Below are 24,462 nucleotides of genomic sequence, written 5' to 3'. Positions count from 1 at the left end.
TGTATAATGATTACACCAAACTCTTCTTCTAAACATCGATTCATCGATTCATCGATTCACCAAATTGTGCGTCTTGAGCCTTGCCCGGCATTTCTAAACTTTGCTCAAAATATTTCACGTATCCAGAATATTTCAGTTAATTTTTTAACACTGATTGAAAATCTCAACGAATTGGAAAACAGTCTTGTACCAACCTCTAATTCAACACCGACTACTTCGTCAATGTTTTCTAAAGCGGCGACAGCTAACATACCAGACGTGTCTTACTTGAATGAAAAGCTTGGTAGGGATATGGTTGCAGAAATAAGAACTGGTAGTTCAAGTAATGGGTTATTTACTATAATTGCATGTGATGAAGTAAAAGGTAGTGACTTGCTTGCTGCATTATTACAAAAAACTGATTTAGCATCAAAATTCACTTTGGATGAAGCTTATGAGTCAATTTCTATACCAGATAGAATTGATGTACATGAGAAAAAAGAAAGTAATACACAAACAGAGAATGAATCCGCAAAAACTTTCACATCATTAATAAAACAACCCATTTTACAGCCTTCTATGCTGATTTCTACTTCTAGAAAAATAGAAGAACAAATTCAATTAGATGAGTCCACTCAATCCCACTCCTTACTGAAGACGGTTAATCAATTACCTGTTCAAAATTTACCAAAAATCAACAAATTTCGAATACTTGATAAAAAGACAGAAGAATACATTAGGGAAAATTTTACCCATGAGATAGAAGGCAATCGAGTAGAATCTTATTCTAAGCACGAGGACAGCTCGCATTTTATAGCTATCTTTTCACCAGGAAAATGGATATTTGCTGAGGCCTTTAAAAAGGACTATTCTCCCGCTTATCATTCAAATGACATTAAGCTATTCCAGATAAAATTATTAGCAGAAAGCAAGGGGGTTCCTTACCAGGATTTTCCAATGCCACATACGATAAGAATGGAACATATTATAAACGAGACTACGTTGGAAGAAACAAAAGATAAAACAGGAAAGGCACTCGAAAATGCTTTATTTACAAAAACCCCTAATGGAAAATCAGTATGGCGAACATTGAAGGATCTTGATTTAGAAGTTACAAAAGTTGAAAAGATTAGAGATTGGAGAACAGGTATCATACATTTTGACATTGAGGTAAAACCAGTCAAAAAGTACAGCTGAGCGATATAATAATTACATCATATGCTCTGAAAATAAGGTATCCATACAGCAATTGACGTCTTTTAGACGCTGATGGGTCGCCGTAAAAAACGATAAAACATTAGATATTTAAAGCTGACGTTACATAAAATATTAGTATTCCTGTAATGTTACCTTAATTAGTTCATTATGTTCATTAATGGTTACACATTGTGCTTTTTAAATACTATTTTATGTTGAGTAGGAAAATAATGCGATAAACTCCTATCTCCTTTTTAGTACCGAACCACGCACTCTTCCGGCTGCCTCCGCAGCCTTTTTTATTATCAGGAATCACACCATGGCCGCATTCAACCACTCCCTGCGCACCGTGCGCCTGTATGGCAAACTCGGGCAGCTGTTTGGCCGTGTACATCAACTCGCGGTAGAGACGCCAAAAGAAGCGATCAAAGCGCTGTCGGTTATTCTTCCTGGATTTGAGCAATTTATGTTGCAAAGCCAATCAAAAGGCCTGACCTTTGCGGTATTTAACGGCGCGAATAACATTGGCAAAGATGAACTTGCCAGCGCCTACGGCACTCAAGACATTCGCATTGCTCCGGTGATTATTGGCAGTAAATGGGGAGGGGTGTTTCAAACCATTATCGGTGCGGTGTTAGTGGCAGCGTCCTTTATCCCTGGTGCACAGTTCTTAGCGCCTGTCGGGATATCGATGATGGTCGGTGGCGTGGTGCAGATGCTCTCCCCCCAACCCAGCGGGTTATCACGCCGCGAAGACCCGGATAACAAGCCCAGCTATGCCTTCGGCAGCCCGGTGAATTCTACCGCACAAGGCAATCCGGTGCCTATTGGCTACGGCCAACGACGCATCGGCGGTGCGGTGATTTCGGCAGGGATTTATGCGGAAGACCAACTGTAAAAATAATCGAACAGAATCATTATTCAGATCGCCAAGGCGATCTTTTTTTATGGGTAAATTATGGCCATCACAGGAAACAAAGGCGGCAGCCATCGACCGCCTACGCCGACAGAATCGCCGGATAGCCTGCACTCTACCGCCAAAGCTAAAATCTTATTGGCACTGGGGGAAGGCGAATTTGCTGGCGAATTAGACGGTACACGGATTTATTTGGATGGCACGCCGCTTAACAATGCCGACGGCACGGCTAATTTTACCGGCGTCAGCTGGGATTATCGCCCCGGTACCCCATCGCAAGACTATATTCAAGGCATGCCGAACGTTGAAAATGAAATCACCGTTAACCGTGAGTTGAAATCGAACACCCCTTGGGTGCAGGCGATTAACAATACGCAATTATCCGCGGTTCGCCTTCGCTTCAACTGGCCAGCGCTGCAACGTCAGAAGGATAACGGTGATGTGAACGGCACTCGCATTGACTATGCGATAGACATTGCCACCGATGGCGGCGCCTACCACAGGGTACTCAACACAGCCGTCGAGGGTAAAACCACGACGCGCTATCAGCGCTCACACCGTATTAACTTACCTGAAGCCAAAACTGGCTGGCAACTCCGTGTTTGTCGCTTGACACCGAACAGTACCCATCAACGACTCGCCGATAGGATGCACATTGACGCCTTGGCTGAAATTATCGATGCCAAATTGCGTTATCCCAACACCGCCTTGCTGTATGTTGAATTCGATGCCAGCCAGTTCCAGCAGATCCCCGTGATTGCCTGTGAACCCAAGATGCGCATCATACGGGTGCCGACAACCTACGATCCCGTTATACGAACTTACAGTGGCACCTGGAACGGTACCTTTAAATGGGCATACAGCAATAATCCGGCTTGGGTGTTTTACGATATTTTGCTCGCTGATCGCTTTGGTCTCGGTCATCGCTTAACCGCGGCGCAGGTGGATAAGTGGGAGCTGTATCGCATTGCGCAATACTGCGATCAATTAGTCCCTGATGGCAAAGGCGGAAACGGCACAGAGCCGCGCTTTTTGTGTGATGTATATATCCAATCACAGGCTGAAGCCTTTACTGTCCTGCGGGATTTGGCGGCGATATTTCGTGGCATGACCTACTGGGCAAACAATCAACTCTGTGCGCTGGCCGATATGCCGCGTGACCGTGATTATTTGTACACCCGGGCTAATGTGATCGACGGGCGTTTCACCTACGCCAGCACCTCGGCTAAAAGCCGCTACAGCAACGCGCTGGTCAGCTGGAGCGATCCGACTAACGGCTATCAGGATACCCTCGAGGCTATCTCCGATGACACCTTGGTGCGGCGCTATGGCATTCATCCCCTGAGCACCACGGCGATAGGCTGTATTCGGCAAACCGAAGCCCACCGGCGGGGGCGTTGGGCATTACTGACCAATGCGAAAGACCGCTTAATTAGCTTTGCTGTCGGGCTAGAAGGGGCGATCCCGTTACCGGGGCATATTATTGCGGTGGCGGATGAGATGTTATCGGGCAAAAAAAGTGGCGGGCGAATTTGTCATGCCGCGGGGGCAAAAATCACGTTAGATCGCCTGGCTGACGTCAAATTCGGTGATCGACTGATAATCAATTTACCCAGTGGTATCGCCCAAGCCCGCACCGTACAGGCGATTAACGGTCAAATCATTACCGTTACCGTACCCTACACGGAAACGCCGCAACGGGAGGCGATTTGGTCGGTGGAGGCCGATGATTTAGCGCTGCAGCACTACCGGGTGACCCGTATCGAAGACAATAACGACAACACCTATCGTATTAACGCTGTCCAACATGATCCGGATAAATATGAACGTATCGACAGTGGCACCCGCCTTGACGAGAGGCCGATTAGCGTTATTCCATTGACCCTTCAGCCCCCTCCGACCCACCTCACGCTTACCAGTCAAACGGTGATTGCGCAAGGTTTAGCCGTCACCACAGTGCAAGTGAGCTGGCAAGCGGCCACCGGTGCCACCGCTTACGATGCTCAATGGCGGCGCGATAACGGCAACTGGACGCCGCTACTGCGGGTATTAACCTGCGGATTTGACGTACCAAACAGTTATGCAGGACGTTATCAGGCAAGAGTGCGTGCGATTAACGCCGCGGGGAGCGCCAGCCTGTGGGTGACCACGCCAGCGACCCCGCTTCAAGGGAAAGCACACCCCCCGCCTCAGCCCATGGGCTTGATGACAACGCCAATGGTGTCTGGCATCACACTCAATTGGTCATTTCCTGCCGGGGTGGAAGATACCTTCACTACGGAGCTCGAATACCAAACAGAGCGAGAATACAGCCAGAAGATTACCTCGCCTCGTTCAGAGGGAAAACCGTTAACCGAGGTACCCTATCCGCAGCGTTATTACGCGATGCAAGGCTTGGCGGCAGGGAAAGCCTTTTACTTTCGCGCCAGACTGGTTGATCGCACTGGAAATCTTGGCGCCTGGACAGCCTGGGTCAGAGGAGAGTCGAGTAAGGATACCCGATTGCTGCTCGATCAACTGCGTGATGACATCATGACGACAAAAGCCGGTAAAGAATTGATCGAGAGAATAGACCGTACCGAATTGTCCATGAATAGCCGGTTTAACGGGATCGGTAACGCACTCAATAACTATTCAAAAAAGATAGTGTTGACAAAACAAATCAGCGGTTATCAGACGAGAGATGTGCAGCAAGGGGTCGCCAGGATGGACAAGGCGTTAAACAGTTATAAGACGCTCATGGCGACCCAGTTTGACCAGGCCAAGGCCGAGACACTGGAGATTAAAAAGACCCAATCCAAGGCGAAGCAAGCCTTGAGTCTACATCAAACGGCGGTTACCGCCCGATTAAGCAAAAATGAAGCGGCGCTGGAAACCAAAGCCACCACTCACTTTAACGCTACCGGCGGCAATGCCCTGTACAGCATTAAGGCGGGGATCACGTACCAGGGTAAGTATTATGATGCCGGCATGGTGGTCGGTGTGGAAACCCAGGGTGGCCGTGTGAAATCGCAAATCGGGTTTAATGCCGATCATTTTGTGCTGTTAAGCGGTCAGCAGGGCAAAAAATTCTCGCCCTTTGCGGTCAAAAATAATCAAGTCTTTATCCGTGAAGGCTTTATTCAAGACGGCAGTATCACCAATGCCAAAATTGGCAACACCCTCCAATCGACCAATTATGTCGCCAACACCTCAGGCTGGCGATGGAGTAAAAACGGCGGCATTGAAATGAACGGCACCGGCAAAGGAAAAGCCAGAATGACCATTAAAAATAACCGCATTGATGTGTACGATGAAAGAGGCGTGTTACGGGTGCGCTTTGGTGAATTGTAATAATAAAATCATTCAAACCCATTAAATAAAAATAACGGTGAAACACGATGAAGTACGGGATACAAATAAAACTGGATGATGGAACAGATTTAGTCACAGCCATCACGCCAATGTTTATTTTAGATTGTATCAATTATGAACACAGTGGCACGAAAACCTATAGGGTACCTAACGGATTAACATTAAAAGTGATGGTCAATGCTTGCCAAAAAAACAAATTTGGGCAGCATTATAATGTCACCGTTTCAGGTAATACCGTCACCTGGCGTGAAGATGCCAATGATACTTTCTTCGATTCTCACGTTTGTGGCGCTTTTATTATTGTCTACATGGAGTAAACATGTCATTTGGATTTGCGATAAGAAATCCCTCAGGTAGATTGTGGATGTCGCCTGAAGTGTCGCCGATGAACCTGATTGAACGATTAACGATCACCGCCGCTCACGGCGCCACGTTTACGACGTCGATACCCAAAGACATTCCTATCATGATTTTTGTCAGTTATGCAAAAAAAGTGAACACCTATATGTTCGAACAAACAGAGGTGTCCGGTTTTCATGCCTATAAAATCAGTGGCGGTGTTTTTATTTTTTACCCTGCAACCAGCGGAATACCTGAAGAGTATAAAATGGGAAATCATCAAACCTCTCTGATGACGGTGTATGTTTTTGCTGCAATGGCGAAAAAAACTACTCGCTACGGATTAGCGATTTACAATGCGTCAGGCAGATTGGTCTATTCGGCACAAATGAGACCGCTACAACTGTGTCATTATCAGACAAATCACACAAAAACGATTGATATTGATATGAAAGAATCTATCGCCGTGGCACCTATGCATTATTCTATGACCGGTGAAGAAAATAATGAGGGCGATCTTTTTGATTGGTATACCACCTATAACTATTGGGTTGGCGCGTATAAAAATAGCGTTTATAACGCATTAACCATAAAATATGAATTTGCTGGCATCATCAATGATTTCAATAAATCTAATGCCTTATCAGGTTTTTTTTATATCAAAACCGCTATATACGATAAGTAATCATATCAATTGACGGCAAGGGTCATATCACCTTGAAGGAGGTGATATGGTCTATGTTTAGCTGCCAAGATAAGACAGATTTTTTCATGTGTGCAAGATCACAAAATGAAAATTCGCCATAATTGGCGTCAAAAAGTTTAAAGGTGTCAGTTTTTTGATCAATAAATATACCTATAGAATGTGAATTTCTATTTTTTATAAGACATGTAACATGGTATCTACCATCACTGATTGGTAATACATCATCACTGGTTGATAATGTATTTATTTTGTCTTCCCGTTGATGTACTTTACCTGTTATATCATTTATATAGTCCGTATCTGTGTAAGTATACTTTTTTTTATCTTCACTATGATTTTTTTTATCTCTCTGCCTACTGTAGTAATAATTATTTACTCCAAAGTCGCTTTTTTTTATTTTTGTTATAAAAATAGGTACCTCTTTATATTTAATAAATATTCGGGAAGAAGTGTCATATTTATATGGCTGCCACATCTGTCTTAATACGACTTCTTTATACCCTGCTTCTGTTTTAATGTAATCAAAAAAATCGGCGCTGTCAGGGCTCCCTTGTCTGGCCAACCATGCCAATGTTAATCCATAACATAATCCCGCTTGTCCTAAAAAAAGAATACTCTTATCTGTAATGATTTTTCCGTTTTCTTCGACTTTTTTTCTTCCCGTTATAATAACTCCGCTTGCTATAATATCTTTTTGTTTTTTTTCTCTTATATCATTTACATAATCAATCTGATCAAAAAGCATGCAGTATGAACTACTACCTTTTTCTTCTGAACGTTGAATAATCGGAATTCGTGTTTTCTTTATTACGTCATCTTCATAATTAGTTGTAATTTTTGTTTTTTCAAAGGTGGCGGGTGTATTGTGGATTTGACAACATTTTTCTAGATTGCCTCGACGTTCCTCACGGGCATCATTACCTAACATATTCTGTTCTGTGTTATTATTCTCAATAAAACTGTTTAATTTTTTCTTTAAATATTCTCTATCAAATAAGCCAGCACTTCTTGAAAAAAATTCATTTAATTTACCAGGTTGAGAAAGTTTCATCATTACATCCTAATTTTTATTCTGTATTTTTTCATTGTAATAAAATTTGTTGTGTTTGTTTTTCTTGTTAACCATATTTACTAAGACTATAATTATTTGGTAATGATTTATAATTGTTCATTTTCATGGTATTTTATTTTCACCGTGATGATTAATTTATGGTAAAAATTGTAAATATAATGCCATGATAATACTATTAAAAAACGCTTATTTTATTGGTATTTCGAATCTTCAATTCAGCTTTTACTCACCTCTATTTGATGATATCTGTAAAAATACAGGCAAGGTGTTGAAAATACGGATGCCCTGATCGCGCATTATTTTTTGTCAAGAAGACTCTCTCCTCACAGTGCCATAATATTATTTATTCCAATGGTAAATACACGGCAATATAATTGCTTAATGTATTTCATTGCATCAATAAGATAATTTAGCATAATCGAATAATTAAAAATTGACTGAAATTAATATAAAATTTATTTAATTGATTTTTATTTATCTAAATAAATTATTAGATGCTTATTAGCCTAAGCAGGGATTTTTTATAAGAAGGAGTGTTCCCATGAAATGGTTCTATCAATTATTATTCCTATTCGTACTGTCGATATCGATAGGAATTCAAGCTGAGCAAGTACGAACCTATTGTATAACAGATTCTGGCATCCTCAGCGCTCAAAATAAAGATAATCTCTGTCCCGTTAATACCTATCCTGTCACATTCGTGCTAGGGAATGTAGTCACCGAACCCGTCATTGAAAAAGATATCAACAGCGTACTGCCCGAGGTCAGTAATTATTATTGCAGTGCAGGTGGTAAGAGCGGTGCGATGTTAAAAAGCACCCTGAACAGTATTATCAAACGGCATAAACATTTCAATTATCAAAGCGTATGGGAGCAACTGGAGTACACCGACGAAGACCCAAATAATACTGATAATATCATATTACTTTATACTGGTCGCTCGGTGCCCAAAAATTTCAGGTCAGGACAGACGAACGATCAAAATGCTTGGAGTCGGGAGCACGTTTGGGCGAAAAGTCACGGTTTTCCTAAACCCAGTCAGTTTGCTTATACAGATATTCATCATTTACGGCCAGCTGATATTAGCGTGAATAATACACGCCGGAACAAGGATTTTGACTGAGGCGGCACGCCTTTGACAGAGTCACCGGGGAATAAAACTGATCGCGATAGTTTTGAACCTGCCGATAATGTCAAAGGGGATGTCAGTCGGATGCTTTTTTATATGGATGTACGTTACGAAGGCAACGATGATTCTAAAGTGGGTGATTTAAGCTTGGTCGATAAAACAGGTACTAGTGGTAATGAACTGGGAAAACTCTGCACATTGCTAGAATGGCATGCACAAGACCCGGTCTCCAATTGGGAACGCCGTCGTAATGAACGTATCTACGAGCGTCAGGGAAATCGCAATCCTTTTATTGATCACCCTGAATGGGCAAGCAGTATTTACGGAGATAGTTGTAGAAAAGACACGAAATAATACGGCTGGCTTTTAAAGAATAAACTTTATATCTGTTGCCTAATAAAAAAGAATTTTATTAGACGAACAACGACAACACTTAACGTGCAATGGCACAAATAACAGGTCGAAATGAATAAGTAACTTATTGATAAATAATGACTGAAAAGTTGTGTTTTGTCGTGCTTTGTTGCCTATTATATAAGCAAAAATATTTTATTTATTTGTTTTTAATGAATTATTTTTCTTTAGTGTAACTATTAGTAAAACCGCCTGCTTATCCCGAATTCAGATATTAAGGTTAAGTATGAATATTGGCATCAAATACAATAGTGACATTGCCTTTATAGGTATCGGGCTGATTAGTTAATAAGGTGTCAATGTGTTTTTTGCCACTGACTTCAAAATCAATATGGCCGGGATAATTTTGCGCTGGGCTATTGGTGTGAAAGATATTATGGTTGAGATCTTTTTTAGTACGAAGGGGTTGCCTGGTGACGGACTTTTGGCTGCCGCCTTTAATCACAATATTGCTAGCCAGGGTGAGGAAAGCACGCACCGGAACCTCATTGCTGGGATCTTTTTCGCTGATTAAAGCGTATTCACCATCCTGTTGAGAAAAATCTTTGTCACATTTCACATAAACGGTAAATTCACCCGAAGAAGACAGCCTGAACTGACTGCGGCCGGTAAGCTTAGTCGGTTTGCTACAGCCACTAAGATAGCGATCCCAGCCGCGCTGACTGCCGTCTTGTGGCACTAAAATGACCTTTTCAGCACCAAATTCCGGCGTGACTTTGAGATCATGAGCCACCTCAAGCTTGAACTTTAAGGTGACGTTCTGATCACCAAACCATTTAAAATTATCGCCAAAATCAATATCGTCAGTTGAACTATTGCCGACAGTGAAGGCCAAGGTATCAACATTTGTATAGATGCCGCTGGCCATGGATAAGGGATCTGGCAGCTTTAACACATAGGCAAAACTGATATTTTGCATCGTAGCAGAACAATTATCATCTAGGCAATGGATACCACTCCCCGTCCCTTTTGTTGCCTCTAGCCGGATTGCTCCTTTCTCCGTACGACTCGACGAAGGGGTTTCTCTATTTAAAGGGCGACGATATTCCGATTGTTTGTAGCAGATGCCATCTTCCTTAATCTTCCATAAAAAATGGTCAGCACCATATGAGCCTACCTCGAAAAGTCCGATACTACCATCAGCTGGACAGGGCGATTTGGAAACAGCGAGGTTAGTACGTCCCTGCCAAGTAGAAAACCACTTACGATCCAGAGCACCCGGAACATGGCCGAAAAAACGCTCTCGATAGCTAGCACCGACTTTGGTTATGGTAAATTCTCCGGGTTTCTTTGCTTCTATCATAGTTTTACTATCTTCTCTTAACCGGATCTTCAAAGGTTGACCCGGTGAAGCAGGGAATTTAATATAAATACCGTCTCTCTCCGAGCCCATTGCCGGGATATCCTCCTCTTGTATGGCATAACCTGCTAACTTAATACTAAATACCTTTTCATTTTGACATCTCGCTTTAACTTTAGGCTCATCGGCGCATATCCCCGTACTCTCCGTTGTATTCTGAAAACCATCCTTGCCTTTGTTTAGCAATGATGGCCGGAATTCCGCTGTAATTACGATCTCTTGCGCCCTGCTCTCACTCACCGACCCCCATAACAACAGCATTACCGCCAAATAGGCGGTGAGCATTGTTCTTGCGGGAGGGCTTAATACATCGACAAAGCGCACTTCATCGCGCTCACCCTCTGGGCTTGGCGGCAGTGAATAAACTAAACGCGATTTGCCATCGTTGCCGGTAACGGGGATCTGCGGTTTGGCGGCACTGACCTCGAGTGTAAACACCCCTTCGCTATTAATGCGCGCTTTACCGATATCACTGGCCACTTCTTGATTACACAACAGATTACCTTGTTCATCTTTAAGCATATCGACCATCGTTTTTTGCCAATCTGTAAACGGGGAGCACTGCCCTCTCCGCTTGAAACTTCTAGTTCTATATCGGCTTGATAACTTTCTACATCGACGATCACCGCCGCTTCAACTGCAACAGCAAGCAAACTCATGAAAACTGGTTTTTGTACTGAGATGAGTCTAGTCCTTATTTGGCATTAGATAAAAGACTAGCAGAAGGAGAGCCAGCTGCATTCACTATGCGTAAAATCAGCGATCACTGTTGGGTGGAAATGAAAACAAAGGATAATATTGACGTGCAATGGCATAAATAGCAGGTCGAAATGAATAGGTAACTTATTGATAAATAATGACTGAAAAGTTGTGTTTTGTCGTGCTTTGTTGCCTATTTTTATAGTGTAAAAGTTTGAATCTAGGTGAGGACAATTACTCGCCCTGAATTTTCGATAACATAGCTCCCCGTAGAATACAGTTCATACGCGACTGATAGCCGTCCCCTTGTGATTTGAGCCATTCTACGACGTCTGCATCTATACGCACGGTAAGTTGTTTTTTCAGTGGGCGGTAGAATTTCCCCCTTACAGCACCTTGCCATTCTTCCTTGCTCGTTGCCGGAATATCTGAAAAATCTATTTTGTTTTCTGGCTTCGCCGCCAAAAGGGCGAGTTCTTTTCGAATAAATTCAGGAATTTTGTTCATACACCCTCCTCTCAGTTTTACTTGCTCGTCGTGCTGAAATAATACGGATATGTTCTTCTCCGTCATCATTCCAGGTATGTGCGACTAATAAAAGTGCAATATTGTCGATCATGCCGATAGTTTGCCATCTTAATTCGCCCCCTTCAGTGCGATCTTGACGTGTTATGTGCCACGGATCGTCGAATACTAACTTGGCGGCTGTGAAGCTAATACCATGTTTGCACTGATTATTTTTGTCCTTTGTTGTATCCCATGAAAATTTCAATTTGTCGCACCTAAACTGTAATTACATAATTGTAATTTAAACAACTTAAAGATAAAAGTGAATTCTGAGTGAACAAGGGGACTAAACGAGAAAAATGTGAGGATTTTAGATGTTAACCAAGTAATACTGGAAATTAGTATGGATGGTGATGTGGCATGTTCGAGGGGAATAACATTACGTGCCATACCTTTTTGAGGGAGACTGATAGTTGTTGATATTTTTTGATGTTTCGTTACGTAATAAATACGATCATTTTATTATAAATCAATATGTTAAAATTTATTCTGCTATCTTCTAAGTCGTAGGTCGCAGGTTTAAATCCTGCATTTATAGCTAATAAAATCAATAAATTAGATAATTTCCACACACTAAATAATATCCTCTTGTGTTGTAATTGTCCTTAGGAAGAAAAAGTGAACCCAACCGCTTAGCATGTTCAGTTAAATGACTGGGTGCCAGATGGGCGTATCTACGTACCACTGGATTAAAATAGCATCAACACTAGTAAGAAGAGTGTGAAAATAAAAAAAGAGGGAAGCGTTTCTGTTGAGTTTTTTCTGCGTACCCTTTGCGTATCCTTTTGGGTCGCTATGAGGTCAGTGGTGTGTCCGGACAATCTTCATAAGTTACTGGTTTTTATGCGATTGTCCGGTCACTGTGCTGGGGGGATTTGATTTCATGATTTAACTACAGGTAATTAAAGGTAAATATTTTAATTACCTTGTATTTTAGTCCTATCTATAGTCCCATGGAACCGAGTCACTTTACTTTGGCTCATGAATCAATTCCATCTGTATTCATCACCATTAATCACCCCCCTCCCTCAAAACAAAACCCCACCTGCGCGTTTTTTGCCGGGTGGGGCGGCGCTGATTGCACATTCTGTGGTTTTACAATGGAGCGCACAAAAGTTTCCATGGTGATAAAGGTATGACCGCAATTGATGTTGGTGCATTGCTGATAGCGTTCTTTGGTGGTGCTGGAGACGTAGAAGCTGGTGCGGGTGTGGGCGGCTTGTTGGCAAAGAGGACAATTCATCATGATCGGGGTCTTCGGTCACTCATCCTGACTCGGGTCAGTGTTACCCTAATACTATGTTATTGTTGATAAAAAGTCATCCGCTGTCAGGCGCTATCGAGGGCATCTATTTTGACTTCCAGGGTGAGCGCGGTGGTAAAACCCTGGTCATTTAAGGTGTGCGTGGCAGTCGTGAGTATCCAGTTGGCCTGATCGATTTCCGCTTTAAATCCGCTGACGTTGATCGGGGTTTCGGGGATGAGGTCAGCCCGACCTTGGGCAAGCTGAAGAGAGAATTTCGCCACGCCCCGTTGCAGTTGTTGCCATTTTGCCTGTGCCGCCCGCTCTGCATTGGTTTTTGTCGCATAGGTATGACGCAGCAGGTAAACATTGTCATCGGTGCCGATCAGCGTGCGGCCTTTTTTTTCTCTCTGGTTATCTTTTTTCCGTCTGACGTTCACGCTTTCTTTTTTTGTGCCGCGAGTGTTGAGCCAATGCGCCACCACCCCACTGTACGCCTCGCGGTCAGCGACACTGAAGTGATGGCTGTCCCCCTGATTGCGCGTGAGGGTGATGGCAGGGATCGGTTTGCCACGCGCTGTTTTTCCTTGGCCTGGCCGCATAAAGAGCAATTTACCGTTTTTTATCGCCGCTATCACGCCCTGCTGCTCAGCTAAGCGGGTGATAAAATGGCCATCGGATTCATTCGTTTGGTCGATGTGTTCAATCGTTATCGCGGCCAACGTGCTATTTAGCGCTGTGGTGAGTTTATTACGCTGGGCAATCAGGGTGAGGATGTCGCCGAGGGTGACTTGATGGTAGGACTGTTCACGACGAAGGGTTAAGCTGTCCCTAAAATCGGCACTGCGCCCCCGCAGGGTTAATTTATCCGGGGCGCCGCTGTGTTCAATGTCATCGACGGTAAAGCTGCCTTTGTGGATCAGAGCTTCGCCTTGCCAACCTAATGACACCGAGAGTCTCACCCCTCTGCGGGGTAAGGTGAGTTGGCCATCACTGTCATCGAGTTCCAGATCGAGTTGATCGGCTTCAAAGCCGCGGTTATCCGTCAGGGTGAGTGACATGAGACGGGGTTGCAGGGTCGAGGTGATATCCTTTCCCTCCACATCAATGCGATAAGCGGGGTGTAGGCGACCTGAGCACGGTAGAGTGTCGAAAGGGATCATGATAATAACGACCTGGCGCTGCTGGCTATCTTCTCAGGCAACGCCTCAATCTGCTCTGCCAGATCGCCCAATAAGTCTTGCCGCGTTTCATCGGACCGTTTTAATGTCAGGGTAAACTCTATTTTTCGCGCGCTGCCATCACTGAAAAAAATACTTTTGTTGCAACTGAGGCTTTCAATAACAAACAGGCCATAAAGGGTGCCATTGCCTTCGACAAGCGACCAGGCTTTGCCGGTGTTGGCCATCTGTTGCAGTCCCAGCAAGGAAAGGCGTCCCCCGGTCAGTTCAGGGTAGAGCACCCCACTTAAGGTGATAATTTCATCGTCAGCCCCTAGAAATTGGCTTTGTGGCCGTTGGCCTACGCGACTGTTGCTCGGGTGTCGCCAGGCCATCTGATGTTTAAATTCTTGATAGGGGAGCGTGGTTAACATAAAAACAAATAATCCTAGTGCCATCATCATGTGCGGGCTCCTTTAATCACTGTCTTGATAACGGCTGTTTATTTTGGCGAGCGCCTGCCGTTCTCGTTGGTCTAACTGGCGTGCCACTTCCCGCGCGATATCCTGAGGGCGGTGGTGGGCGTGCGCAATAATCTGTATCGGCGCATGAATCGACACCGGAGTGACGTGACGGTAAGGTGACGGTGTGACTGCACGAGGGCGATACGCTGCTGCCGGTAAGCTCTGGGGGTGTAAGGGTGCCGCGCTGGCCTGATAGCCGGTTAACATCATGCCTGCGGTGGCTGCCAGTGCCGCGGTTTTTTTGCGGCTGAGGATATGCGCCGAGCCGGTGACGATTTCGGGACCCTTTTCCCCAACGACCCCCCATTTTCCCCGCGGGATCGCCCCGCCCTGATCGTATTGCCCGAAGTAAGTTTGTTTATAAGCATGATAGAGGGGATCGGTGTAATGCTTTGGGCGGGAGAGCGCGGGTTGTGCTGCGCTAACCGCGGGCAATCGCGCCGATTTGGCTTCAAGCACGCCTAATTTTGCTAATAACCACGATACCCCGTCCATTAACCGTTTAAGTGGCGTCAGTGCCGAGGTGATCCCGGCGGATAACCCCTCCCCAAGCTGCTTTCCCTTTTCGGCTAGCCAGCCTGAGAGGGAGGATAACGCTGCCTTGATCGACGCGGCGGCTTGCTTACATTCTTCGACCCCGCGCCGCAAAAATGCGGTTATCGGCTGCCAGTAAAGCGTTAAGGCGATTGCGGTACCCGCCAGTGCTGCTATGGCCAGTCCTATCGGCGTCAGTAACCCCATCAGCGCTGCTCCCATCACGCGCAGACCGGTTGTCAGTAAGGGGAGCGAGGCACGTGCTAACCCCGCAATCACTTGACCGATTTTGCTAACACCCTGAGATAACGCCGGTAACAGACTGATTCCCAGCAGGGAAAAAGTGAATTTTAATACCGCCAGCGGGGCTAACACCGCCGCCAGCGATAAGGCGAGCGCCGCTACACCTGCGGTGACAACCGTCAGCCCCACCGCCACTTTCATCAAGGTGGCCGCCAGTTTGGGGTTTTCTTCTACCCAATGGCGTATTTTGTCAGTGACGGCTTTCATTTTTTCAATACTATCCAGCAGCGGCCTGCGCAAGGTTTCACCGAGACTGGATAAGGTGTTGTTGACCCCGGCTTTGAATAATAACCATTGGGCAGAAAGGGAGTCTTTGTCGATATCGGATTCGCGTTGCATGGAGCCGGTGGCTTTTTGACTGCGTGTCAAGGCGAGTTGGCGGCTCAATTCTTCACTATTGAGTCCCAATTTGGTGGCATCATCGCCAAACTGTTTGCCAAAAATCAGTGTCATGTTAACCAGTTGCTGGTCTTTGGGCAGTTTTTTGATTTTAGCCAGGACGGTTTGCAGGGTACCGATGGCGTCATGCGCAATGCCCCGTTGCAGGGCTTTTGCATTGAGACCCAGACGCTGTATCGCCGCTTGAAAGTCCTTGGTTTTTAGGGTGGCGATCCCCAGTTCCCGCACCATCGCTTTGCTGGCACTGGCGGCAATTTCGGGCGCAGCCCCCAGCGACAGGAAGGCGGAGCCCAAGGCCGCGGCTTGCCTGAAGTCCATTTTATCGGCCACATCACCCATGCGTTTGAGCACCTCAATGATATCAGCGCCTTTGGATTGGGTGTTATCATCCAAAAAATTGAGGGTATCGCCCAAAGCTTCGATATTTTTAATCGGGATTTTATACAAGCCGGCGATGGTGCCTAAGTCTTCTGCCAGTTCCCCCGCCGGTAATTCAAACGCTTTAGCCGCTTTGGCCGCGGTGTGAGCAAAATTAAGCAGGTTCTCTTTTTGTTCTTGCCAGGTGCTGCTGCCTTGGGTAACGCCCATGCGGGCACCCCCTTCCACTAAGGCAGCAAAATCCACCGCCCCGTTTTCGAGCGGTTGCTGCTCGGCGGCGTCTTTGATGGCTTTTTGCAGTTCATAAAATGGCGCGGTACGCTGGCCGTTGTCGTCACGTAAGCCACTCACCTGTTTGGCCACCCCTTTCATGGCCTCTTCAATATCACTATAGCGTTTTACTGCGGTGAGCACCGGCAGCCCCATCGCCATGCTTGCCCCCGTGGCCGAAACCCCCGTCCCCGCCACGCGATGGCGGGTCTCTTTGATGTGCTGGTAACGGGTTTTCGCCGCCGTCAGCCGCTGTTGCTGGTCTGTGGCGTGTTTTAAGCGACGGGTTTGTTGCGCTAAGCGCTGCGTGTAACGATCCGTTTCTCGGCGCAGGCGCGCAGTGGCGCCCGCACTGTCTTTGGCCGATATCCCCATCCGGTACAGCTGGGCGCGGTAGTGTTGTAATTGGGCGGTTTCACGGCGTTGTTGTTGTTCTAGCTGACTGACCGCTTTCCATTGAGCTGCTAGCGCGTTGGTTTGTTTTTTCGTCGGTGCGGTGACCCCTGACATCGCTTGTGCCATCCGCTGGGCTTGTAGATGCGCACTGCCTAATTCAGTGGACACTTTTTTCAGCGTGCCTTGCAGTGATTGAAAGGCGGTGAGCTTGCCCCCGGCCGCATTCAGCCGTTTTAAGGCATCACGGGACGTTTTTACCGCCGTTGCCAGGTGATGATGGCTCGCCTGCATCCGTTTGAGCGGGCGGGTGACTTTGTCTACCGCACTCATCACCACCTGAAGTCGGAGCTGTTTATCACTCATCCCGTCTCTCCCGGCGCCGCAGCGCTTTTTCACGCCAATCCAGTAATTCCGTTAAAGTCATGTCGAGCATCACGGAGGGCGGCCAGTGAAACAACATCGCAATGTCGGCCATCAAGGATCCTACCGTTAATCCGGTTGGAAACTGGACAGCACCGACTTCGGTAACAAAAAATAAATCAGCTCGACACTGAGGCGATACAAATCGCCCGGATCCAAGGCCATGATGTCACTTTGAGTCAACGACGGCGTGGTCACCCGCGGAAGCACGATCATCAGGGCATCCACATCGGTTTCTAATAACGCTTGCAATTTTACCCCGCGTAAGGCACCGGCCAGCGGTTTGCGTACGCTGATGTCAGTAATTCGGGTATCCCCGTGAACGAGCGGGCTATCCAAGGTGACGCTGCGCGCGGTTTTGTTTTTTTCTTCACCGTCGATAATAACCGCGTTCGGTGATTTCGCTATCGATTTGCTCATGTTTTATTCCATTAATAGATAAGAATGCGATCAGGCTCGCAAATGACACTGTCATGCTATTGTAAGAAGGCATTGGCCTGGGAAGATCCGATAAAATAAGCGATCATAATCCAATGGCACGTCGATGTTCTTTGAGCACGTCGACGCCCTCCACGATTTCAATCATATTGAGGGTGTCAATTTCGATGATCACCTTGTGATTAAGGGTTAATTTGTAATAGGTATTTTTGGATGCAATTTTGGTTTGGGAGTTGTCGCCCTGTTTGTAATCGCCACTGTCAATTTCCTGATGACGCCCGCGTGTCACCACTTCAATCTGAGTGATGTCCCCGGTATCATCGCGTTGCAGAGAGCCGGCGAAGCGCAGTTGCACGCCGTCAATTTTGGCACAGCCCCATTGTCGATACACTTGGGCTTCGACGCCGCCCAGCGTCCATTCCATGTCTATCGCGCCTTCTTCCAGACCGAGATCAATTTTGGCGCTGCCGTTCATGCCGCCCCCGCGATAGGCTTCCAGTTGGCGTACCAGTTTGGGTAAGGTAATGGATTCGACGACACCTTGGTAATTATCGCCGTCGTTAAACAGGTTAAAATATTTAAGTTTGCGTGGTAATGCCATGCTCTTTTCTCCTTACGCGCCCTGTTGTGCCAAGTTGATAAGATAACGATCAGTAATACGTTGCCGCAATGTTAGATTTTCTAACGGCGGCACCGGCGTGTAATCGTAATCAATCACCAATCTGCCGGCTTTGAGGGCATCTTTGTCATTGACGCTGTCATCAAACCAGCAGTGGCCGTCGATAAGATACCCCGCCGATTTTAGCGCCCGAAAGGTGGCGCTGATGCCTTCGACCACATCCTTGATTAAGGAGGGGTGGATCGGTTTGCCCATCGCCCACAGATGAGCGTTCGCTAAGGTATCGGCCAGCACGTGCGCGGTGCGGGTGTAGTTTTCAAACTGAAACAGCGGATCATCGGAGCAGGTACGCGAGCCCCAAAAGCGGTAGCCGTCTTGGCGGATCAGCGTGGTAACGGCATGTTGATTCAATATATTGGCCTCGGTGGCGGGGTTTTGCAGATCCCAATAGACATCGGCTGAAATGCCGGTCACCCCGTTAACACCGACGTTGGAGAGGGTTTTATGCCAGCCGGTGTGTTGGTCAATTTTCGCGCGCAGACCGAGCGCCCGTGCGGTTGCCCAGGCGGTGTTTTCTGTCTTGGTCACCGTATCCCAGCTGAGAAAATCCGGCCAAATCAACATGGCTTCACGTTGATTAAAATTTTTGCGGTAGTTCAGTGCCTCATCGCTCGTTTTGCAGCCATAGGCACTGAGGTAAGCGAATGCGCGCAGGCTCTGCGCAATGGACAACAATTTCGTTGCTACGGCGGGGGTATCATGCCCCGGCACACCGAGAATACGCGGTTTGACGCCACATTGACCTTGGGCAGCGAGCAGGGCGGGCAGGCCGGTTTTGCGCCCCTCAGGGGTGGTGCCGCCAATGATATTGGTGGTGGTTTCGGCCTCACTTTCCCCTTGTGCCACCCGGACGACCACGGTAACCGGCTGAATTTGATCGCCAATGGCCTCGAGCGCACGGGCTAAGGTGCCGGTTTCACCCGCTTTGCCACTGGCCGTGAGCACATCGGTGAGCAGAACCGGGGTATTGAGTGGAAAGGCAGTGACATCGGCATCGTCAGCGGTGCAGACCATGCCTACAATGGCGGTGCTAACAGGGGTAATGGGGCGGGTGCCTTCGTTGATTTCTTGTACACTGACACCATGGTGATAAAGTGGCGGCATTGAGCGGATCTCCAGTTACGATTTCCGCTAGTGTGCCGGGTTTTGTCGCTGAGCGCAGGGGGTTCCGGGTGTGTGGAGCGTGGGACACTGTCATCTATACCCTTCGCCTTTCAAGTTACGGCTTTGTTGTCTGCGGGTGCTCACCGAATCACGTAGTATGTCTACGCTCATCGGTCTCACCCCCTGGCTGCCTTGCCGTAACTCGAAATTCATTGGGTATATCCGGCTTTTACTGACTTTGCTGCATCAGAAAAAAGTGATCACGCTACCGTAGCGTGAACAGGCGGCCAGGTCGGCACCACATAGCCGTTATTGACGGCTTCAATCAATAGCCAGTGCGGCAGGTCTGGAAGCGCAATCAACGGCCAGTTTGCTTGCGTTGGCCAGGCTTTATAGGCCGCGCGTACTGCCATTAACTCGCCCCGTTGTTCAGGCGTGAGGGGGCGATCTTCAATAGAGTAGTCAATCAGCGTCAGTCCATCAGTGGCGATGATAAAGGCATTGCGATAACGGCGCGCGGCGGCGGCCAGTTTATCCTTATCAAGAACCCAGCCGGTGCCGTTCCAGTGGTCAAAGGGGCTCGAGGGCTTTTGCAAGGTGATTTCTGCGTCTAATGCCCCTATCGCTGTCATCAAAAAGGCGTGGCCGGTTTTGATGTGATAAACCCTTTTCCCGCGATGATCGTCCACTTTTTTCCATTGCTCACCGTCAAATACCGCAACAACCCCCTCCATCAAAGGCGGTGGGGCATTTTCGGTGCAGTACTGGGGTAATCCGGTATGCGCCGGGATAAAAACTTCTTTTTGGCCGCAATATTCTCCGGTTTCTGCCGCGTAATGATACAGGCTAAGGAGGCGATCATGCTCTGAAAAAGAAAAGGGATTCATGCTAACCTCAGAATGTAGTTAAAGGCGATATTTTTTACGGTGGTTTCCGCGTTACCGTCACCCTTAATGTGAATGACATGGGAATGAGCACCGAGAGCAACCCTGTGGTTATGCGCGCCAATGCCGACAGTATGGTGATGTGCGCCAATACCCACCGTATGATGGTGTGCGCCAATGCCAACGGTATGACTGTGCGCCCCGGCTGAAGCCGATTGAGGCCAAGAAAACACCTCACTGGTATAGTCATCCCCTGAGGCATAGATATAGTTTCCCCTGTCCATATTGTGTCCCTGCGGAACACCGTGGGTATGGGCACCGGCGATGTTGGTTCCTTTGGTGCCATAATCAAAGTGGCTGGTTGTTTTTGTTCCGTAATCAAATGATGCGCTGGTTTTCGTGCCGTAATCGAACTGACTGACTGTTTTTGTCCCCAGATCAGTGCTAGCAACGCTAGCGTGGTGGCTATGGTGTTTATTGCCATCTTGTTCTTGCGACAAACTCTTACGACTGGCCGGTTTGCCTTTTATCGTCCAGCCACGCATATCCGGGATAACCCCGTTAGGATAGGCTTTCGCTAACAACGGGTAGTGCGCGGTATTGAAAGTTTGCCCGACCATCAAGGCGTAGCCGGGCGGTATCCACTCGAGTGGCCAAGGCATCGGCATCCCCACGGGAACCAGATTATTGCTGATCCCCAAATGGGTGAGAAAGTGGAGTTTATTAGGAATGTCTGCGCCATTGAGCGCTTTGGTCAGTTTAGTATTGGCGTTGTTATTGGCATCACGGGCTAATTGATAAGCGGTCTTGACTGCTTTGGGGGTCGCGGCCTGTGTTTCACTGTTGCTGTCGGTAGCACTGCTGAGAATGACAAACCCTTTTTCGGTTTGACTGGCATCGGGATGGTTGCGCGATTTTTCGTGTGCTGAATGTCGCTTGTCGATATCCATCACTTTACCATCAAGGTATTTTTTGCTGGCAGTAGTGGCTAATTGATAGGCGGTCTTGACTGCTTTGGGGGTGGCGGCCTGCGTTTCACTGTCGCTGTCGGTGGCGCTGCTGAGAATAACAAACCCTTTTTCGGTTTGACTGGCATCGGGATGGTTGCGTGATTTTTCATGTACTGACAGTAAATTATCCACATAGGCTTTGACTTCAATCAGCTTATCATCCACATGGCGGCGGGTCGCCACCACCACTGAGGGATCGATTTTGAGTGTGATGGCCGCCGTGTTACTGACAATCAGTACCATACACAAGGTTTGTGTGCGACCACTGCCTTGCTGAATTTGCGGTTTGTAGGTTTCGGGGCAATTGGCCAAGGCAATAAGCGTCCCGTCGTGGTCAAATAAGCCGATTTCTCGGATCCACCATCCCCCGTCGGCGGCGGGGATCACTTGTTCGGCAATCAGTTGATGGGGGTTAATGGGGTCGATGCTCAGCGAATTGAGCGCCGCGCGGCGGTGCTCATTGATAAGTTGGGTTTGACGCGGATCGGGTGTGGGTAAGCTCCCCCCACCGTCACCGACCGCCATGTGTGTTATTTTTAACGGTATCCCCAATGCCGTCGCATTGGCCAGTTTAGCGGCGCCCTGATGGGTGAGGACAGCATAAAATTTTTCGTTCATGAAGTGATACTCAGATGGTCAATTAAATGGACAGCGCCGCCGCGATACGTGGTACCGGTCACGGTAAGGCGGTCGGGGAGGTAGGGATACACCGTGAGTTCATCCCCCTCATAGCAGGCGGCACCCACATAGGCGGCGCCCTGTGTAGCCAGCTGGATGGAGAGGCCAATCAGGTGGCGGCTACGCGGTTTGGCCTGATCAATCAGGCGTTCCAGCTCAACATACATGGCTTCGGTGATGCCGGTGTCAAGTACACCGATATCCAGCCGAAATGTCCCAGGCGGGTCATTATTTTGCCACCACTCGATAACACGGATCAGGTAACCCAGCGGCTCCACCACGCGACGCAGCGCCGCAATCGTGCCTTTGTGTTTATGCACATAAAAGGCCGCCTTAACCACCGCCCGTTTGGTCGCCTCTGACCAGCTTTCATCCCAGCGATCCACTGACCACGCCCAGGCCAAGTAAGGCAGTAAGGCGACAGGGCAGCGGTCTGCATCCCACAAGGGGCGCAGGGGAACCGTCATATCACTCAAGCCCGCACAGGCTTGCGCCGCCGCGATTTCTACTGCCGAGGAGCCCGGCGGCAGTAAGCTGTTATTCATCACAACCGCCTAGGGTTAAGCGATAACTGCGGCAATAGGCGGCTTGTGTTTTATCCAAGATCACATCATGCAAGGGTGCCGCCAGAACTACCCGCTGTACCCCCTCAACATGCAGCGCCCCATAAATCGCCGACAAGCGGATATCACGCCCTAAACGCCGTTGGGCGTTGACGTAAGCCTTGAGTCGATTTTCAGCCGCCGCGCGGATCGGTTCGGCTTCGGGGGTAGGGTAAAGGGTCAATGTGGCGTTAATGCGGTAATCGATAATGGTGGCCGATTGGACGGTCAGGCGATCTGCCACCGGGCGGATATTTTCATCATTGAGTGCGGCGTTAACCCGGGCTAACAGGTCTGCGGACGCCGCACCGTTATTTTCTCGCGATAAGACCGTGAGGGTGACGCAAGCGGGTGAGGGGCTGATTGCTGAGGCATCGGCTACTCGACCATCCGCACTGCGGGCATGAAATTCGTAAGCACCGCTGCAACCGGCTACGCTGAAGCCTTCAAAAGCCTGTTGAATACGGAGGCGAAAATCGCTATTGCGCCGCGTCGTTAATCCGTTGACGTAACACTAATTCACGGTACGTGCTTTCTTGCAGCAGTTTGGTGATAGGCTCGGATTCATAGTTGAGCGTTTGGCTGAGCGCTGCCTGCTGCTGCAGGGGAGATAGAGCAATAAACTTTTCTTTACGCTGCTTGAACAGCGTTTCAAAATCGAGTGGCTCCACGACCTGCGGTGCCGGCAGTAAGCTTAAATCCAGGCTGGGCATTATTGTCCTCCTATCGGCAATGAGAGCGTAAAAGGCACGCCGCTATCGCGTTGATGACCGCTGAGGTCGATTTGCATGTTGCCGTTGATAGCCGAGGTAAGGGTAATGGCGTTTAACGTGATGCGGTTTTCCCAGCGTAATAGGGCACTGTAAATCGCCGCCTTCATTTTAAGCTGTAGTGTGGGACTTTGCGGGCTGTCGATCAGGCGAGAGAGCAGCGATCCGTAATCCCGGCGCATCACACGGGAGCCTAGCGGGGTGATTAAAATGTCGTTGATCGATTGACGAAGATGTGCCCTGTCGCTGATCGTGTTGCCACTGTGGCGGTGCATGCCGAGATAAGTCATGTGGGGGCTCCCGTCTGATCGCCGCCCCCTTTCACCCCAGGGTGCTGATGGCGGTGCAAAGTGATACCGTTAGAGATCAAATTGCCGCCCCCGTGGGTGAGGTCGCCGCGGAGGGTGCCACCCCGGTTAACCTGCAGGGAATCGGTGATAAGCTGTTGGGTGCAGGTGACTACCGGGCTGTCCAGCGTGATCGCCGTGGTGGCGGTTATCGTTGCCGTTTTGATGCCAGTGACCGCTAAGTGACCCGTTTTAGGCTCATAATGACATTGCGCCCCGTCGGAGAAGCAGAGCAGGATCGCTGCTTCTGAGGCCGACGGTGCCGGATTGGCATCGGAAAAAATCGCCGGTAATACAAACGCTGTGGTCAATTCACCACTGATACTGAGGATCAGCACTTGCTCACCAATTGAGGGCGCTGACCACATTTTGATGTGACCCGCACGTGAGGTCAGCCAGTGTAGCCAATCGGTTTCTAACTCGCCTGTTTTTACCCGGCACCGGCCTTGCGTCGTATCGACTGCCGATACCGTGCCAATGCGGATCACATTTGCCAGGCGGCGTTGATAGTCTGCATTATCGAAAGTTTTCATGCCCTCAGTGTGCCGCCTATCGGGCGCGGGAGCATGTGAACAGCGTTGTGTGGGGAGT

Annotated in this window: 23 protein-coding genes and 2 pseudogenes; 6 read left to right on the top strand and 19 right to left on the bottom strand. The window is 48.0% G+C overall.

Translation table 11 applies throughout. The features are described from left to right. Positions 1 to 6: 6 nt before the first annotated feature. The 5 genes from AACL30_RS05355 (at position 7) to AACL30_RS05335 (ending at position 6,470) form a co-directional block, all read left to right on the top strand. The gene (locus AACL30_RS05355) at positions 7 to 1,176 is read left to right on the top strand and encodes a hypothetical protein (protein WP_339057974.1); all 1,170 of its coding nucleotides are present in this window, start codon (positions 7 to 9) and stop codon (positions 1,174 to 1,176) included. 319 nt (positions 1,177 to 1,495) lie between these two features. Next, entirely contained in the window at positions 1,496 to 2,074 is a 579-nt protein-coding gene (locus AACL30_RS05350) for a tail assembly protein (protein ID WP_339057973.1), read from the top strand. Positions 2,075 to 2,134: 60 nt separating this feature from the next. Continuing rightward, positions 2,135 to 5,425 (top strand): host specificity protein J, encoded by a 3,291-nt coding sequence (locus AACL30_RS05345; RefSeq protein ID WP_339057972.1) that lies wholly within the window; start codon positions 2,135 to 2,137, stop codon positions 5,423 to 5,425. 47 nt (positions 5,426 to 5,472) lie between these two features. Next, positions 5,473 to 5,763 carry a hypothetical protein gene (locus tag AACL30_RS05340; protein ID WP_339057375.1) on the top strand — a complete coding sequence of 97 codons (291 nt, stop codon included), beginning with the start codon at positions 5,473 to 5,475 and terminating at the stop codon, positions 5,761 to 5,763. A 2-nt stretch (positions 5,764 to 5,765) separates the two neighbouring features. Further along, positions 5,766 to 6,470 (top strand): hypothetical protein, encoded by a 705-nt coding sequence (locus tag AACL30_RS05335; protein WP_339057971.1) that lies wholly within the window; start codon positions 5,766 to 5,768, stop codon positions 6,468 to 6,470. A 22-nt stretch (positions 6,471 to 6,492) separates the two neighbouring features. Here AACL30_RS05335 and AACL30_RS05330 read toward each other — a convergent pair whose 3' ends face one another. Then, entirely contained in the window at positions 6,493 to 7,542 is a 1,050-nt protein-coding gene (locus AACL30_RS05330) for a hypothetical protein (RefSeq protein ID WP_339057970.1), read from the bottom strand. 562 nt (positions 7,543 to 8,104) lie between these two features. Here AACL30_RS05330 and AACL30_RS05325 point away from each other — a divergent pair. Beyond that, a pseudogene (locus AACL30_RS05325) lies at positions 8,105 to 9,046 on the top strand (endonuclease I family protein). Positions 9,047 to 9,326: 280 nt separating this feature from the next. On the opposite strand, the gene AACL30_RS05320 reads toward AACL30_RS05325, so the two are convergent. From AACL30_RS05320 to AACL30_RS05235, 18 genes and pseudogenes are all read right to left on the bottom strand, one after another. Further along, on the bottom strand, positions 9,327 to 10,988 hold the full coding sequence (locus AACL30_RS05320) for a hypothetical protein (protein ID WP_339057969.1): 1,662 nt from the start codon (positions 10,986 to 10,988) through the stop codon (positions 9,327 to 9,329). Positions 10,989 to 11,399: 411 nt separating this feature from the next. Further along, on the bottom strand, positions 11,400 to 11,741 hold the full coding sequence (locus AACL30_RS05315; RefSeq protein ID WP_422389576.1) for a BrnA antitoxin family protein: 342 nt from the start codon (positions 11,739 to 11,741) through the stop codon (positions 11,400 to 11,402). After that, positions 11,656 to 11,937 carry a BrnT family toxin gene (locus tag AACL30_RS05310; protein WP_339057967.1) on the bottom strand — a complete coding sequence of 94 codons (282 nt, stop codon included), beginning with the start codon at positions 11,935 to 11,937 and terminating at the stop codon, positions 11,656 to 11,658. Before AACL30_RS05310 ends, AACL30_RS05315 begins: the two co-directional genes overlap by 86 nt. An 810-nt stretch (positions 11,938 to 12,747) precedes the next feature. After that, a complete protein-coding gene (locus AACL30_RS05305) occupies positions 12,748 to 12,978 on the bottom strand; it encodes an ogr/Delta-like zinc finger family protein (RefSeq protein WP_339057653.1) in 231 nt (76 codons plus the stop codon). A gap of 83 nt (positions 12,979 to 13,061) precedes the next feature. Next, entirely contained in the window at positions 13,062 to 14,138 is a 1,077-nt protein-coding gene (locus AACL30_RS05300; protein WP_339057652.1) for a phage late control D family protein, read from the bottom strand. Next, positions 14,135 to 14,599: a phage tail protein gene (locus AACL30_RS05295; RefSeq protein WP_339057651.1), complete on the bottom strand. Its 465-nt coding sequence runs from the start codon at positions 14,597 to 14,599 to the stop codon at positions 14,135 to 14,137. The genes AACL30_RS05300 and AACL30_RS05295 overlap by 4 nt, the downstream gene beginning before the upstream one ends. Before the next feature lie 12 nt (positions 14,600 to 14,611). Next, complete coding sequence (locus AACL30_RS05290) at positions 14,612 to 17,302, bottom strand: phage tail tape measure protein (protein ID WP_339057966.1); 2,691 nt, start codon at positions 17,300 to 17,302, stop codon at positions 14,612 to 14,614. Then, positions 17,295 to 17,414 (bottom strand): GpE family phage tail protein, encoded by a 120-nt coding sequence (locus AACL30_RS05285; protein ID WP_339058396.1) that lies wholly within the window; start codon positions 17,412 to 17,414, stop codon positions 17,295 to 17,297. The genes AACL30_RS05290 and AACL30_RS05285 overlap by 8 nt, the downstream gene beginning before the upstream one ends. A gap of 14 nt (positions 17,415 to 17,428) precedes the next feature. Then, the gene (locus AACL30_RS05280; protein ID WP_339057965.1) at positions 17,429 to 17,779 is read right to left on the bottom strand and encodes a phage tail assembly protein; all 351 of its coding nucleotides are present in this window, start codon (positions 17,777 to 17,779) and stop codon (positions 17,429 to 17,431) included. 103 nt (positions 17,780 to 17,882) lie between these two features. Further along, positions 17,883 to 18,398, bottom strand: a complete 516-nt coding sequence (locus tag AACL30_RS05275) for a phage major tail tube protein (RefSeq protein WP_339057964.1) — start codon at positions 18,396 to 18,398, stop codon at positions 17,883 to 17,885. Between the two features lie 12 nt (positions 18,399 to 18,410). Further along, the gene (locus AACL30_RS05270; protein ID WP_339057963.1) at positions 18,411 to 19,580 is read right to left on the bottom strand and encodes a phage tail sheath protein; all 1,170 of its coding nucleotides are present in this window, start codon (positions 19,578 to 19,580) and stop codon (positions 18,411 to 18,413) included. A 90-nt stretch (positions 19,581 to 19,670) separates the two neighbouring features. Then, positions 19,671 to 19,793, bottom strand: a complete 123-nt coding sequence (locus AACL30_RS05265) for a hypothetical protein (RefSeq protein ID WP_339057962.1) — start codon at positions 19,791 to 19,793, stop codon at positions 19,671 to 19,673. A gap of 47 nt (positions 19,794 to 19,840) precedes the next feature. After that, positions 19,841 to 20,467, bottom strand: a complete 627-nt coding sequence (locus tag AACL30_RS05260) for a phage tail protein (protein ID WP_339057961.1) — start codon at positions 20,465 to 20,467, stop codon at positions 19,841 to 19,843. Further along, entirely contained in the window at positions 20,464 to 22,092 is a 1,629-nt protein-coding gene (locus AACL30_RS05255) for a phage tail protein (RefSeq protein ID WP_339057960.1), read from the bottom strand. The genes AACL30_RS05260 and AACL30_RS05255 overlap by 4 nt, the downstream gene beginning before the upstream one ends. After that, complete coding sequence (locus tag AACL30_RS05250) at positions 22,089 to 22,697, bottom strand: phage tail protein I (RefSeq protein ID WP_339057959.1); 609 nt, start codon at positions 22,695 to 22,697, stop codon at positions 22,089 to 22,091. The genes AACL30_RS05255 and AACL30_RS05250 overlap by 4 nt, the downstream gene beginning before the upstream one ends. After that, a pseudogene (locus tag AACL30_RS05245) lies at positions 22,690 to 23,467 on the bottom strand (baseplate assembly protein). The gene AACL30_RS05250 and the pseudogene AACL30_RS05245 overlap by 8 nt, the downstream one beginning before the upstream one ends. Then, positions 23,467 to 23,814 carry a GPW/gp25 family protein gene (locus AACL30_RS05240; protein ID WP_339057958.1) on the bottom strand — a complete coding sequence of 116 codons (348 nt, stop codon included), beginning with the start codon at positions 23,812 to 23,814 and terminating at the stop codon, positions 23,467 to 23,469. Before AACL30_RS05240 ends, AACL30_RS05245 begins: the two are co-directional and overlap by 1 nt. Then, complete coding sequence (locus AACL30_RS05235) at positions 23,811 to 24,404, bottom strand: phage baseplate assembly protein V (RefSeq protein ID WP_339057957.1); 594 nt, start codon at positions 24,402 to 24,404, stop codon at positions 23,811 to 23,813. The genes AACL30_RS05240 and AACL30_RS05235 overlap by 4 nt, the downstream gene beginning before the upstream one ends. Between the last annotated feature and the right edge of the window lie 58 nt (positions 24,405 to 24,462).

Origin of the sequence: Candidatus Regiella endosymbiont of Tuberolachnus salignus (assembly GCF_964020115.1) — a bacterium.
GTDB classification, from domain to species: domain Bacteria; phylum Pseudomonadota; class Gammaproteobacteria; order Enterobacterales; family Enterobacteriaceae; genus Regiella; species Regiella insecticola.
This window is presented reverse-complemented; position numbering and strand designations above follow the sequence as displayed.